The following is a 14,089-nucleotide window of genomic DNA, read 5'->3' on the forward strand; positions in this document are numbered from 1 at the left end:
CATGGGGGACACGACCGTGGGGGACGGGATGAGGAACGATGACGGCGTGCGCGATCTGCCGGGGGTGCACCTGCGCTGGCTCGCGCTCGACGAGCAGCGCCTCGACGCCGAGCGGCTGCTGCCGCTGCTCGGCACGGCGGAGCGGGAGCGTTACCGCGCGACGGGGTCGGCGGCGGTGGCGGAGCGCTTCGTCTTCGGCCGCGTCCTGCTGCGCATGCTCGCGGGCGAGCTCCTGGGGCTGTCCGCCTCGATGATCCGGGTCACCGCCCGCTGCTCCCGCTGCGGCGGTCCGCACGGGCGTCCCTGGATCGAGGGCGCCGAGAATCTCTCCGTCAGCATCGCGCACTGCCCGGGCGCGGTCGTCGTCGCGGCCAGCAGCGCGGGCGTCGTCGGGGTCGACGTCGAGCCGGTCGCGGGTCCGCCCGAGCGCGGCGTCGCGATCACGCGGATCGCCGGCGCTCCCTTCGCGACGGGCGGGTTCCGCGCCGCCGATCCGATCCTGCACTGGACCCGCATCGAGGCCGCACTGAAGGCCGACGGCCGCGGGCTGGACGTCGACCCACGGCGCGTCCGGATCCACGAGTCGCGCTTCACCGCGGAGGCTCGCATCGACACCTCGCGCTTCCGGCTCGCCGAGCCGCACCTCGACCCGTCGCTCCGGGTCAGCGTCGCGCTGGGCGACTCCGTCGGAGGTGCCGGTCCGATCATCGGCTGGCGCCGCGAGCACGGCGACGCGCTCGAGGACTCGCTGGTCTCAGCGGGCGGGCGGTAGCGGCGGCAGCCGCACGTCGACGAGCCAGGCGTCGAGCAGCGACTCGACCGCCGAGGCCGCCGTGCCGCCCGCGATCGCCGAGCCGCCGGCGACCTCGGCGCAGAGCGCGCGGAAGTCGACCTCGCTGGCGGTGGCGGACGCGTGCCGCGCGGTCCAGGTGCGCAGGAGCTGGAAGAACGCCTCGTCGCCGAGCCGGAGCCGCAGCGCGTGCAGCGTCAGCGCGCCCCGCTTGTAGACGCGATCGTCGAAGAGGTCCACCGGTCCTGGGTCGCCCAGCACGAGGTCCTGGCGCTGGAACCGCAGGAGCGCGTGGTGCCGGCGGGCCTGGGCGTCGGTGCTGAGTCCGCCCGACTCCTCCGACCACAGCCACTCGGCGTAGCAGGCGAAGCCCTCGTTCAGCCAGATGTGCCGCCAGCGGGCGAGGCCGACGCTGTTGCCGAACCACTGGTGCGCGAGCTCGTGGGCGATCAGCCGCTCCGAGCCGCCGCGGCCGTCGACGTGGTTCGCGCCGAACACGGCCATGCCCTGCGCCTCGAGCGGGATCTCCAGCTCGTCCGCGGTGACCACGACGGTGTACTGGCGGAACGGGTACGGGCCGAAGACCCGGGAGAAGAACGCGAGCATGGCGCTGAGCGGTGCGAAGTCGCGGGCGACCCGCGCGGCCAGCGCGGCCGGGCGCGCCAGCGTCACGGCCACTCCGGAGAGCAGGCGGTCCTCGAGCACGTAGCGGCCGATCTGCACCGACGCGAGGTAGCTCGCGGTCGGCTCGCGCTGCTCGTACAGCCAGGTGCGGCGGCCCGAGCGCTCGCTCGTCTCGAGCAGCACGCCGTTCGCGAGCACGGAGTAGCCCTCCTCCGCGCTCACCCTGATCCGGTAGGTCGCCTTGTCGGCGACGTCGTCGTTGCAGGGGTACCAGGTCGACGCGCCGGAGGGCTGCGAGGCGACGAGCACGCCGTCGGTCAGCTCCTCCCAGCCGAGCTCGCCCCAGTGGCTGGCGCGCGGCCCGGGGTGCCCGCCGTACTCGATCTCGACGACGACGCTCGCGCCGGCCTCGAGCGGCTCAGCGGGCGTGATCCGGAGCTTGTGCGCCGCCTGGTCGCTGCGCGCCTTGCGACCGGCGACCCGCACCCGCGTCGCCCGGAGGCGGCTGAGATCGAGCGAGAACCGGCGCAGCGGCTGCAGCGCGACGATCCGCAGGGTCGCCCGGCCGGCGAGCCGGTTGCTCGAGACCCGGTAGTCCAGGTCGAGATCGTAGGACTCGACGCGGTAACCGGTATCAGCGCCAGCAGGGCCGCGACGACGCCGAGGCCGATCGCCATCGAGACGACGACCGGCACGAAGCGCAGCAGCTCCCAGACGATCCGGGCGGCGCGAAGGCGCGCGGCCGGCCGGAACGTGCGCGCCGACTCCGCCTCGACCACGGTGCGCCGCAGCCGCACCGGCGGCGAGCCCAGCCAGGACGAGCCCGCCTTCGACTTCCGCGGGGCGGAGGAGAGCACCGCGACCAGCCCGCCGGCCGGCACCGTGTGGCCGGGCGCCGCCATTCCGGAGTTGCCGAGGAACGCGCGCTCGCCGATCTCCGCGCGGGCCAGCCGCATCCAGCCGCCGCCGAGGGCGTAGGAGGCGACGAGGGTGTCGTCGGCGAGGAAGGCGCCGTCGCGGATGGTCGTCATCGCGGGCAGCAGCAGCACGGTCGAGGCCTCGACGTCGCGGCCGACCTTCGCGCCGAGCAGCCGCAGCCAGACCGGCGTGAAGAGGCCGGAGTAGAGCGGGAAGAGGAGCGCGCGCGCGTGGTCGAGCAGGCGCTCCGTGGACCAGACCTGCCAGCCGATCCGGCCGCGGACAGGATGCGTGCCGGCCTCGACGCCGCGGCCGAGCAGGCGCACGAGCACGACGACCAGCCCCGCCAGCACGACGCCGGTGACGGCGACCGCGGGGACGAGGGCGGCGACGGCGCGGGGGAGAGCCTCCGCGAGATCCGCTGCGCCCTGCACGGCGAGGGCGAGGACGCCGAGTCCCGCCGCGAAGGAGACGACCGGCACGGCGGCCAGGCCGACTGCCGAGACGGCGTAGGCCCAGACCCACGGCGTCGCACGCGGCGGGCGCTCGGCGGGGAAGCCCGCGCTCGCCTTGCCGAGGCGCTGCGCGGGCGAGCCGCCCCAGCGCTGGCCGGCCGGCACCCGGCCGAAGACCGCGGAGCCGGGCTCGATCTGCGCGTTCTTGCCGATGCGGGTGCCGGGCAGGAGGGTGCTGCGGGCGCCGACCGTGCTGCCGGCGCCGACGCGGACCGCGCCGACCCGCAGGACGTCGCCGTCGATCCAGTAGCCGGAGAGATCGACCTCGGGCTCGATCGCGGCGCCGCGGCCGAGGGTCAGCATGCCGGTCAGCGGCGGGAGCGAGTGCAGGTCGACGTCGTCGGCGATCCGGGCGCCGAGCGCACGGGCGTAATGCGCGACCCAGGGCGCTCCGGCGAGGCTGACGGCGCCGAGCTGGTGGGCGATCCGCTCCGCGAGCCACAGCCGCAGGTGCACCCCGCCACCGCGCGGGTGGTCGCCGGCGCGCACCCCGTGCAGCAGTGCGCGGGCGGCGAGGACGGTGAGGCCCATCCGGCCGAACGGAGTGCAGAAGAGCGCGAACGCGACGACGAGCCCGGGCAGCGGCACGGTCGGCAGCCAGCCGAAGCCGGGCAGCAGGTCGAGCAGGGCGCAGACCGTGAGCACGACCGTCGTCCAGCGGGCGCCGCTCAGCACCAGGAGCGGCGCGCCCAGGAGGGTCTGCAGCACCTGCATCCGGCGCGGGACCGGGGCGATCCGGTGACTCGAGACCTCGCCGGCGCCGGTCGCGCGACTCGCGATCTCGGCCGACATCGCCGCGAGCCGGGGGTGCGCGTAGACGTCGGCGACGGTGAACTCGGGGTCCTGCTCGCGGATCCGGGCGACGAGCTGGGCGGCGGCGAGCGAGCCGCCGCCGAGGTCGAAGAAGTTCGCCCTCTCGTCGACCGGGACGCCGAGGACCTCGCGCCAGAGTCCGGCGAGCCGGGCGGTCCCGGCGTCGAGCCCGGGGTCGGCCGCGGTGCTCTCGGGCAGCGGCCAGGGCAGAGCGGCCCGGTCGACCTTGCCCGACACGCGCGTCGGCAGCTCGTCGACCACCGCGAGCAGCGGGACCAGCGCGGCCGGCAGCTCCTCGCGCAGCCGCGTCAGCGCCGCGTCGCGGTCGAGCTCACGGCCGCCGGCGAGGGCGAGGTAGCCGACGAGCACCTGGATCCCCGCGCCGGTGGTGCGGACGGCGGCCGCGGCACCCGAGACCCCGGGCAGCCCCTGCAGCGCCGCCTCGACCTCGCCGAGCTCGATCCGCCGGCCGCCGAGCTTGACCTGGTCGTCGGCGCGGCCCTGGAAGACCAGCCCGGCGCTCTCGAAGCGGACGAGGTCGCCGGAGCGGTAGGCGCGCTCCCAGCCCAGCGTCGGCGCGGGAGCGTACTTCTCGGCGTCCTTCGCGGGATCGAGGTAGCGGGCCAGCCCGACGCCGCCGATGATCAGCTCGCCGACCTCGCCCTCGCCGACGCGGCGGCCCTCGGGATCGACGACGGCGAGCCGCCAGCCGTCCAGCGGCAGGCCGATCCGCACCGGGCCGGACCCGCCGAGGGGAGCGGCGCAGGCGACGACGGTCGCCTCGGTGGGGCCGTAGGTGTTCCAGACCTCGCGGCCGTCGACGGCCAGGCGCTGGCCGAGCTCGGGCGGGCAGGCCTCGCCGCCGAAGATGAGCAGGCGGACGTTCTCGAGCGACTCGGCGGGCCAGAGCGCGGCGAGGGTGGGCACGGTCGAGACGACGGTGATGCCGTGCGTCGTCAGCCAGGGGCCGAGGTCCATCCCGCTGCGCACGAGCGAGCGCGGCGCAGGCACGAGGCAGGCGCCGTGCCGCCAGGCCAGCCACATCTCCTCGCAGGAGGCGTCGAAGGCGACCGAGAGGCCCGCGAGCACCCGGTCGCCGGGCCCGAGGGGCTCGGCCTGGAGGAAGACGCGCGCCTCGGCGTCGACGAAGGCCGCGGCCGAGCGGTGGCTGACGGCCACGCCCTTCGGTGTGCCGGTCGAGCCCGAGGTGAAGATGATCCAGGCGTCGTCCTCGAGGGTCGGCGGCTGCAGCAGCGGGATCGAGGCGGTGCTGGGGTGCGGCGCCGACCCGGTGAACAGCCGCGCGGGCTCCGCGTCGGCGCGCTCGAAGCGTCCGGAGCCGGTGATGACACCGCGGACGGCGGCCTCGCCGAAGACGAGTCGCGCCCGCTCCTCGGGGTCGTCGGCGTCGACCGGGACGTAGGCGGCACCGGCGGCGAGGATGCTGAGGATCGCGAGGTAGAGCTCGCGCGAGCCGCTGGCCATCCGCACGCCCACTCGGTCGCCGCGACGCACCCCGGCGGCGGTCAGCTCGGCGGCGGCGGAGACGACGCGGGCGAGCAGCTCGCGGTAGCTGAGGGCGCCGGCGGGATCCTCGAGTGCGGAGGCGTCGGGGTGGCGCTCGGCGGTGTCGCGGAGCACGTCGATCAGGGTCCGCGGTGCCGGGGCGAGGGCGCCGGCGTCGAGGAGGTCCTGGGGATGCGCGTCCGTGCTCACGAGTGCTCTCCGTTCCGGCCGCGCGTCCGGGAGCGGATCGGCCGGGGCGCCACGGTAGGGGCACCCGGTGTCGCGGAGGTGAACAGCCGGTGCCCCGCGCGGACGCGGAGCACCGACGGTCGGCCTAGTGCGCGACCATCGGCCGCGGGCCGTCCGTCTCGGCGGGGCGCTTCACGAAGAAGGCGGCGACGATCGCGGCGGTCGCGATCGAGGCTCCCCAGACGAACGCGGAGTGGATGCCGCCCGCCGTGGCGACGACCTCGTCGACGCCCTCGCGGGCGAGCGCGGCCGACTGCACCGAGAGAACCGTGACGAACAGCGCCGTGCCGGCTGCGCCGCCGAGCTGCTGGACCGTGCCGATGATCGCGCTGCCGTGCGAGTACAGCGCGGGGCGCACCGAGCCGAGGCCCGCGGTGAACAGCGGCGTGAAGACCAGCGCGAGGCCGAGGCTCAGCACCACGTGCAGGGAGAGGATGAACCAGGAGACCGAGTTCTCGTCGAGCGTCGTGTAGCCCCAGAGCGCACCGGCCACGATGATCGAGCCGGGCACCAGCAGCACCCGCGGGCCGAAGCGGTCGTAGCCGCGGCCGACGAACGGCGCGAGCAGACCCATCAGCAGCCCGCCCGGCAGCAGCAGCAGACCGGTCTCGAGCGGGGTGAGGCCGAGCACGTTCTGCGTGTAGAGCGGGAGCAGGATCAGCGTGCCGAAGAGCGCCGACATGCTCACCGCCATCATCACGATGACCACGGTGAAGTTGCCCGAGGAGAAGGTGCGCAGGTCCAGCAGGGCGCGGTCGGTCCTCTGCAGCAGCAGCTGGCGGACGATGAAGGCGGCGAGCGCGACACCGGCGACGACGAAGGGCACCCAGGGAGCGACGATCGCCTCGCCGCCCTCGCCGAGGCTGCTCAGGCCGTAGACCAGGCCGCCGAAGCCGAAGACCGAGAGGACGACGGAGAGCGAGTCGATCGGGATCTTGCGCGGCTCGGTGACGTTCTCGACCTTGCGGAGGCCCAGGATCAGGGCGCCGACGGCGATCGGCAGCACGATCCAGAACATCCAGCGCCAGCTGAGGAAGTTGAGGATGACGCCCGAGATCGTCGGCCCGACGGCGGGTGCGACCGAGATGACGATGGAGATGTTGCCCATCATCCGGCCGCGGATCGCCGGCGGCACGAGGGTCATCACGGTGGTCATCAGCAGCGGCATCATGATCGCCGTGCCGCCGGCCTGCACGACGCGCGCCGCCAGCAGGACCTCGAAGGTCGGCGCGAGCGCGGCGCTGAGCGTGCCGAGGCTGAAGAGGGTCATCGCGGCGGCGAAGAGCGTGCGGGTGTGCAGCCGCTGGATCAGGTAGCCGGTGATCGGGATGACGACCGCCATCGTCAGCATGAACGCCGTGGACAGCCACTGGCCCACGTGAGCTTCGACACCGAAGTCGCGCATGAGGTCGGGCAGCGCCACGCTCATGATCGTCTCGTTGAGGATGACGACGAAGGCCGAGACCAGCAGCAGGCTGATCACCAGGCGGCTGCGCGGATCGAGGGCCGTCGAGGGCGTGTCGGTCGCGGCGGCGGGCCGCGTCTCGGGAAGGGTGCGCTCGGTCACTGGTGCGTCTCCGGTCGTGAAGGGGATCGTCGTGAGGGGGCGCATCGCCAGGGTGACGTCGATGCGACGGGTGGTACGAGACTCAGAACACTGCCAGGCGCCTCCGACATTCCCGATCGGCCGACATCCGTCGCGCATCCGGCGTGTCGGCCGCGAGGCGAGTGGTGGCGCGACGGCGCACCGCCGCCGCGACTGCATGCTGGTCGAGCTGCCCTGCAGGGGCATGTCGCGACTGCATGCTGGTCGAGTAGCCCCGAAGGGGCGTATCGAGACCCACCGTCCCCAGCAGGGCAGGTCGACAGTCGTCTCGTCTGTCGCCGGTGGATCTCGATACGCGGCCTGCGGCCGCTACTCGATCAGCATGACGCCCACGCGATCGTCACTCGACGGGAACCGGATCCCCGATCAGGCACCGACCGGTGGCGAGCGGTGCGACGACCGCCCCGAGGTACCTCGGGTCGCCGTCCTCGCCCGAGGCCTTGTGCCGGTACTGACCCACGAGGCAGGAGCCGCCGACCCTCACCGCGACGAAGACCGCATCGGCCCTCTTGTCGGCGGTCGTGATGTCGGCCGTGACCTCCAGACCGGCCCGGTCCACGCCACCGGCGATCAGCGCCCGCGTCAGATCCGCGCCGCTCGGGTCGCTGATCGACGCGACCGACGCGCTGTTGATCGCGTCGAACGCCTCGAGATCGAGAGGCACGGCCTGACCGGGTCCGTCGACGCTCGGGACGGCGCTCGGAGCGGGCGACGGTTGTGCGGATCCGTCGATCGGCGGCAGTCCGAGTGCGCAGCCGCTGAGGACGGCGGTCACGACCGCGAGGACGGTCACGGCCCTGGCGCCGGACCGGGAGGGCGACGGCGTCGGCTCGCGAATCACCATCTGCACACCGACCGCTCGTCCTTCTGCAGGATCGTCGTCGTCCTGGTCCGTAGAGGACCCTAGGCACGATCGACAGCCAGAGCCTTCCCGGCGCAAGAACTCGAGGGCATCGGCGCGCGACGTCTGGTCAGTGGATCGGGCCGCACTCACATGCTGGTCGAGCAGCCCCGCAGTGGCGTCACGAGACCTGCCCCGTCGGTACGTGAGCGCTGAGGGCCCTGCTCCTGACGGTGGTGGATCTCGATACGCCCGCTGCGCGCGCTACTCGATCAGCAGGGAGGAGGTGCGCCTGCTCCACTCCTCACCAGCAGGGAGGGGGGCACTCGCGCCGCGCCCTACGCCGGCGCGAGCACCGCCGCGAACGCGTCCGCCGCCGCGTCCGCGTCCGCGGGCGTCGACTCCGCGCCGAAGCTGAAGCGCACCGCCGTCTGGGCGACGGACGGTTCGAGCCCGAGCGCCAGCAGCGTCGGCGACGGCTCGTCACGGCCGGCCGCGCAGGCCGAGCCGCTGGACACCACGACGCCGCGCTCCTCCAGCGCGAGCAGGATCGACTCGCCGCTGCGCCCCGGCACGACGAACGACGCGATCGAGGGGAGCCGGTGCTCCGCCGCCCCGAGCGGCACGGCCCGCGGCACCTCCGCCGCCACCCGCGCCGCGAACGCGTCGCGCACCGCCGAGACGCGGGTGCCCCGCGCGGGATCCACGAGCTGCACCGCCGCCCCGAGGGCCACCGCGAACGCCACGTTCTCGGTCCCCGAGCGCCGCGCCCGCTCCTGACCGCCGCCGTGCACGAGCGGCTCGAACGGCACGCGACTGCGCAGCAGCAGTGCCCCCACGCCCTTCGGCGCCCCGAGCTTGTGCCCCGAGATCGACACCGCGTCCGCGCCGAGTCCGACCAGGTCGATCCACCCCGCCGCCTGCACCGCGTCCACGTGCAGCGGGATCCGGTGCGGCCGGCAGAGCGCCGCGATCGCCGGCACGTCCTGCAGCGTGCCGATCTCGTTGCTCGCCGCCAGCACCGAGACCAGCGCCGTGTCCGGTCTCAGCAATGCGGCGAGCGCCGCCAAGTCGAGCCGCCCCGCGCCGTCCACCGGCGCGACCGACACCTCGAAGCCGTGCAGCCGCCGCAGATGATCGGCCGACTCCACCGTCGCCTCGTGCTCGATCGCCGAGATCACGACGTGCCGGCCTCGCCCCGCGGCGAGACCGCCGAGCGCGATGCCCTTGACCGCCGTGTTGATCGACTCCGTCCCGCCCGAGGTGAAGAGGACCTCCGAGCCGCGCCCGCCGAGGAAGCGCGCCACGTGCCGCCGCGCCTCCTCCAGCGCGCGCGCCGCCGACGCGCCCAGCGCATGACTGCTCGACGGGTTGCCGTACTCGCCAGTGAGGTACGGCCACATCGCCTCGAGCACCTCGCGGCGCACGGGCGAGGTCGCCGCGTGGTCGAGGTAGATCACGCGGCCGGAGCCTCGATCGCGATGTCGAGGCCGAGGTCGAGCGAGCGGACGCTGTGCGTGAGGGCCCCGACCGAGATCACGTCGACGCCGGCCTCGGCGATGGCGCGGACCGTCTCGAGGTTCACCCCGCCGCTCGCCTCGACCACGGCCCGGCCGCCGATCAGCACGACGCCCTGCGCCAGCTGCTCGGGGGTGAAGTTGTCGAGCATGATCGTGTCGGCGCCGCCGGCCAGGGCCGCGCCGATCTGCTCGAGCCGGTCGACCTCGACCTCGATGTGCGTCGTGTGCGAGACGGCCGCGCGCGCCGCGAGCAGCGCCTCCGTCAGGTCGAGACCGCGCTGGGCGAGGATCGCGAGGTGGTTGTCCTTCGCGAGGATCGCGTCCGAGAGCGAGAAGCGGTGATTGTGCCCGCCGCCGCTGCGCACCGCGTGCCGCTCGAGGGCGCGCAGGCCCGGAGTGGTCTTCCGGGTGTCGACGATGCGCGCACGGGTGCCCGCCACCGCCTCGACGTAGCGCGCGGTCAGCGTCGCGATGCCGCTCATCCGCTGCACGAGGTTGAGCGCCACGCGCTCGCCGCGCAGCACCCCGCCGGCGGGGCCGTCGATCCGCGCGAGGACGTCGCCGGCCGCGAAGACCGTGCCGTCCGCGGCGACGTCCTGCACGCGGATCCGCGAGTCGGCCTGCAGGAACGTGCCGAGCAGCACCGCGCCGCCGCTGAAGACGCCGGGCTCGCGGGCGACGAGGGCCGCGGAGGCCGTCGCGTCGGCGGGCAGCAGGGTGTCGGAGGTGAGGTCGCCCCAGGGGGCGTCCTCCTCCAGGGCCAGGGTGACGATGCGCTCGATGCTCTGACGGGTCAGCACGGGACGGCGACCTTTCTCGTGCCGGCGACGCGGTAGGCGCTCGCCGAGGGGTGGGGGTGGTCGGTGCGGTGGTGGGCGCCGCGCGACTCGGCGCGGGCCAGGGCGGCGTCGATCAAGGCGAGACCACAGGCGCGGAGGTTCGCGTCCTCCAGCGTCGCTCTAGTCAGCGGCGCGGGGGAGCCGGCGGCGGCGAGGGCAGCCCGGGCGGCCTCGAGACCGGCGGAGTCGCGGGAGAGACCAGCCCCCGTCCAGAGCGTCTCCTGCAGGAGTGCGCGGTCGAGCGCGAGCGGCACGAGGGCGGAAGGCTGCGGCGCCTCGGACGAGGGCACCGCAGGCGGGCCGTCGAGCGCCGCCGCGACCCGCCGGGCGAACACGACGCCCTCGAGCAGGCTGTTCGACGCCAGCCGGTTCGCGCCGTGGACGCCGGTGCAGGCGACCTCGCCCACGGCGAAGAGCCCGGGGAGGCTGGTCCGCCCGTCGAGGTCGGTGGCGATCCCGCCCATCCAGTAGTGCGCGGCCGGCGTCACGGGGATGAGGTCGTCGGCGAGCGAGAGACCGCCCGCGCGGCAGGCGGCCGAGATGGTCGGGAAGCGGTGCGCGAGCACGTCCGCGGGAATGGCGCGCGCATCGAGGTGTACCGGCAGTCCGCCCTGGAGCAGCATCCGGTCGGCGATCGCACGGGCCACCACGTCGCGGGGCGCCAGCTCGGCGTCCGGGTGCACCCCGACGAGGAAGCGCTCGCCCGCGGCGTCGCGCAGCACCGCGCCCTCGCCGCGGACCGCCTCCGACACCAGGAACCCGCCGGCCAGCGCGAGCCAGGTCGGGTGGAACTGGTAGAACTCCAGGTCGGCCGTCTGGGCACCGGCCCGGAGCGCCGCGGCGAGCCCGTCGCCGGTCGCGACCGCGGGGTTCGTGGTGTGCCGGTAGAGCTGCCCGGCGCCGCCGGTCGCGAGGACGACGGAGTCGGCGTCGATCCGCTCGACCCGGCCGTCCCGCAGCACGTCCACGCCGGTCACGGCGGGTCCCGGCCGCACCAGGTCGACCAGCACCGTCTCCTCGAGCACCGTGACGGCGGCCGCGCGCACCGCGGCGACGAGCGCCTCCTCGATCGCGGAGCCGGTCGCGTCGCCGCCGGCGTGCAGGATGCGCGGCCGCGAGTGCGCCCCCTCCAGTCCGCGGGCGAGGTCGTCGCCGTCGCGGTCGAAGCCGACGCCCCACGCCTGCAGCGCGGCGACCGCCGCCGGGCCCTCGGCGCAGAGCACCTCGACGGCCGAGCGCGAGCAGAGCCCGGCGCCCGCGGTCAGAGTGTCCTCGACGTGCAGCGCGACGGAGTCTCCCGCCGCGGTGACGGCGGCGATCCCGCCCTGCGCGGCGCGCGTGCTCGACTCCGCGAGCGCGCCCTTGGTGACGAGGACGACCTCGTGCCGGCGCGAGGCCAGCAGGGCGACGACCAGGCCGGCGATCCCGCTGCCGACCACGACGACGCGGGCCACGTCAGACCCCCGCAGCAGGCGTAGGAGCAGGAGCCACCGGCCCGGCCGGCGGCACCGCGGCGAGCATCCGCTCGAGCGCCACGCGCGCCTGGTCCTGCACCGACTCGTCGACCGAGATCCGGTTGTGCACCGTCCCGGCGACCAGCCCCTCCAGCACCCACGCGAGGTACCCCGGGTGGATCCGGTACATCGTCGAGCACGGGCAGACCACGTCGTCGAGGCAGAAGATGGTGTGCTGCGGGTACTGCACCGCGAGGCGCTGCACGAGGTTGATCTCGGTGCCGATCGCGAAGGTGCTGCCTGCCGGCGCGGCCTGGATCGCCTTGACGATGTAATCGGTCGAGCCGTACTCGTCCGCCGCGTCGACGACCGCCATCGGGCACTCCGGGTGCACGATCACGCGGACGTCCGGGTGCTGGAGCCGCGCGCGCTCGATCTGCGCGACCGTGAAGCGCTTGTGCACCGAGCAGAAGCCGTGCCAGAGGATGACCTGCGCGTCGAGCAGCGTCGCCTCGTCCGAGCCGCCGCCCGGCTTCCGCGGGTTCCACATCGGCATCCGCTCGAGCGGCACGCCCATCGCCTTCGCGGTGTTGCGGCCGAGGTGCTGGTCCGGGAAGAAGAGGACCCGCTGCCCGCGCGCGAACGCGTCCTCGAGCACGGTGGTCGCGTTCGACGAGGTGCAGACCACGCCGCCGTTGCGCCCGCAGAACGCCTTGAGTGCCGCGGAGGAGTTCATGTAGGTCACCGGGATCAGCGGCACCCGGCCGTCGGCGTCCGGCTCGGTGCCGTAGAGCTCGGTCAGCTCGGCCCAGGCGTCCTCGACCGAGTCGATGTCGGCCATGTCCGCCATCGAGCAGCCCGCGGCGAGGTTCGGCAGGATGACCGCCTGGTCCGGCCGGGAGAGGATGTCCGCCGTCTCGGCCATGAAGTGCACGCCGCAGAAGACGATGGCCTCGGCGTCGGGCCGGTTCGCCACCGCCTTCGCGAGCTGGAAGGAGTCGCCGACGAAGTCCGCGTACTGCACCACCTCGTCGCGCTGGTAGAAGTGGCCGAGCACGACGACGCGCTCGCCCAGCGTCTCCTTCGCCGCGAGGATGCGGCGGTGCAGCTCGTCGGCGCTCGCCGCGGTGTACTCGTCGGGCAGCCGGCCCTGCACGGGCGACGCCGCCGGGATCGGGTCCGCCTGCGAGGCGCCGGGTCCGTAGGCCGGGAGGCCGAGGTCGAACGCCCAGGGCGCCTCGGCGAGCTCGGGTGCGCAGGTCGCGCCGGGGGCGGCTCCCCGCTCGATGAGCTGGATGGTGCTGTCGACCGATGTCACGGTGTCTCCTCGATGGTGCGGTTCGGACGGGGGCGGCGGCCGGTGCTAGACCGGCAGGGGCCCGTTGTCGACGAGTGCCACGGACCCGTCGTAGCGGTACAGCCGGGGCGGGCGGTGACGGGTGCCCGTCAGCCGCTGCTCGGTCGGCACCACGGTCTTGGAGGCCTCGATCGTCCGGCGGAAGTTCGCCGGGTCGAGGGGCTTCTGCAGGACGGCCTCGTGCACCTCGCGCAGCTGGGCGAGCGTGAAGGTCTCGCCGAGGAAGGCCTGCGCGATCCGGGAGTACTCCATCTTGTTGCGCAGGCGCCAGAGGGCGTAGTCGACGATCAGCCCGTGATCGAAGGCCAGCTCGGGCAGCAGATCGGTGCAGAGCCAGGCGACGTTCCCGTCGACGATCGCCGCGTCGGCCTCGGAGGTGCGCACCAGGGCCCAGTAGACGATGGAGACCACGCGGCGCTCGCCGCGGGAGCGCTCGGTGCCGCCGACGGCGTAGAGCTGCTCCAGGTAGCGCGGGGCGAGGCCCGTCGTCTCGCGGAGGGTGCGGCGCGCCGCCTCGGCGAGGTCCTCGTCGGGCCGGAGCGGACCGCCGGGCAGCGCCCAGAGCCCCTGATAGGGATCGCGCAGGCGGCGGACGACGGGGATCCAGACGGCCGCGGCCCCGGTCTCCGGATGCGGGCGCAGCGCGAAGATCACGGTGGACACCGCGAGCTGCGGCACTGCTGCCTCCACGAGACCCCCTAAAAGTCACCCTGACGCTAACGACTTCCCCGAGCTTAGTGTCACCCCGACCCGAACACCACCCCGGCACACGCCGTCCTCCCCGCCGCGAGATGCCACTTGCGTACGCGACACGCCGTGAGAAGCGTGCACAAGTGGCATCTCGCGGCGGGGGGACAGGACGCGCACCCGCCCGCTAGGGTGAGCGGACAACCGAATACCGGGCCGCATACGCGACGCGGGAGAGCCGACTCCGGTCGGCACCGAAGGAGCAAGCCTCCCCGCCAATCTCTCAGGTCTTGTACCGCGTCGAACTGGCCACTCTGGAAAGCGATCCGCAGAGGATCCGCCGATGGTGAAAGCGATCGCCCCGCGAGGG

At 74.2% G+C, this 14,089-nt stretch carries 9 protein-coding genes, 1 pseudogene and 1 riboswitch; of the genes and pseudogenes, 1 reads left to right on the forward strand and 9 read right to left on the reverse strand.

The window, feature by feature from the left end; all coding sequences use genetic code 11:
* Nucleotides 1-28 precede the first annotated feature (28 nt).
* Entirely contained in the window at nt 29-772 is a 744-nt protein-coding gene (locus EDF36_RS03790; protein ID WP_148059962.1) for a 4'-phosphopantetheinyl transferase superfamily protein, read from the forward strand.
* On the opposite strand, the gene EDF36_RS21720 is transcribed toward EDF36_RS03790, so the two are convergent.
* The 9 genes and pseudogenes from EDF36_RS21720 to EDF36_RS03830 form a co-directional block, all read right to left on the reverse strand.
* Entirely contained in the window at nt 755-2,128 is a 1,374-nt protein-coding gene (locus EDF36_RS21720; RefSeq protein ID WP_260300555.1) for a M1 family metallopeptidase, read from the reverse strand. The genes EDF36_RS03790 and EDF36_RS21720 overlap by 18 nt on opposite strands.
* A pseudogene (locus EDF36_RS03795) lies at nt 2,050-5,376 on the reverse strand (Pls/PosA family non-ribosomal peptide synthetase); the annotation flags it as partial. The pseudogene EDF36_RS03795 and the gene EDF36_RS21720, both read right to left, overlap by 79 nt.
* 124 nt (nt 5,377-5,500) lie before the next feature.
* Nucleotides 5,501-7,027 carry a DHA2 family efflux MFS transporter permease subunit gene (locus EDF36_RS03800; protein ID WP_123731986.1) on the reverse strand — a complete coding sequence of 509 codons (1,527 nt, stop codon included), beginning with the start codon at nt 7,025-7,027 and terminating at the stop codon, nt 5,501-5,503.
* 334 nt (nt 7,028-7,361) lie between these two features.
* Complete coding sequence (locus EDF36_RS03805; protein WP_148059963.1) at nt 7,362-7,865, reverse strand: DUF6993 domain-containing protein; 504 nt, start codon at nt 7,863-7,865, stop codon at nt 7,362-7,364.
* 335 nt (nt 7,866-8,200) lie between these two features.
* A complete protein-coding gene (locus EDF36_RS03810; RefSeq protein WP_123702794.1) occupies nt 8,201-9,322 on the reverse strand; it encodes a cysteine desulfurase family protein in 1,122 nt (373 codons plus the stop codon).
* Nucleotides 9,319-10,182 (reverse strand): carboxylating nicotinate-nucleotide diphosphorylase, encoded by an 864-nt coding sequence (nadC, locus tag EDF36_RS03815; RefSeq protein ID WP_123702795.1) that lies wholly within the window; start codon nt 10,180-10,182, stop codon nt 9,319-9,321. The genes EDF36_RS03810 and nadC overlap by 4 nt, the downstream gene beginning before the upstream one ends.
* Nucleotides 10,176-11,675, reverse strand: coding sequence for an L-aspartate oxidase (nadB, locus tag EDF36_RS03820; RefSeq protein ID WP_123731988.1), 1,500 nt, complete (start codon nt 11,673-11,675; stop codon nt 10,176-10,178). Before nadB ends, nadC begins: the two co-directional genes overlap by 7 nt.
* A gap of 1 nt (nt 11,676) precedes the next feature.
* The gene (gene nadA / locus EDF36_RS03825) at nt 11,677-12,993 is read right to left on the reverse strand and encodes a quinolinate synthase NadA (RefSeq protein WP_123731989.1); all 1,317 of its coding nucleotides are present in this window, start codon (nt 12,991-12,993) and stop codon (nt 11,677-11,679) included.
* 45 nt (nt 12,994-13,038) lie between these two features.
* Entirely contained in the window at nt 13,039-13,722 is a 684-nt protein-coding gene (locus tag EDF36_RS03830) for an NrtR DNA-binding winged helix domain-containing protein (RefSeq protein ID WP_123731990.1), read from the reverse strand.
* A 217-nt stretch (nt 13,723-13,939) separates the two neighbouring features.
* Nucleotides 13,940-14,027: riboswitch (glycine riboswitch) on the forward strand.
* The last annotated feature ends 62 nt before the right edge of the window (nt 14,028-14,089 follow it).

It is taken from the genome of Rathayibacter sp. PhB152 (assembly GCF_003751395.1).
Taxonomy (GTDB): domain Bacteria; phylum Actinomycetota; class Actinomycetes; order Actinomycetales; family Microbacteriaceae; genus Rathayibacter; species Rathayibacter festucae.

Coding starts and splice junctions, on each gene's coding strand:
- EDF36_RS03790 (WP_148059962.1), top strand. CDS start 29: ATGAGGAACGATGACGGCGTGCGCGATCTGCCGGGGGTGCACCTGCGC.
- EDF36_RS03800 (WP_123731986.1), bottom strand. CDS start 7,027: ATGCGCCCCCTCACGACGATCCCCTTCACGACCGGAGACGCACCAGTG.
- EDF36_RS03805 (WP_148059963.1), bottom strand. CDS start 7,865: ATGGTGATTCGCGAGCCGACGCCGTCGCCCTCCCGGTCCGGCGCCAGG.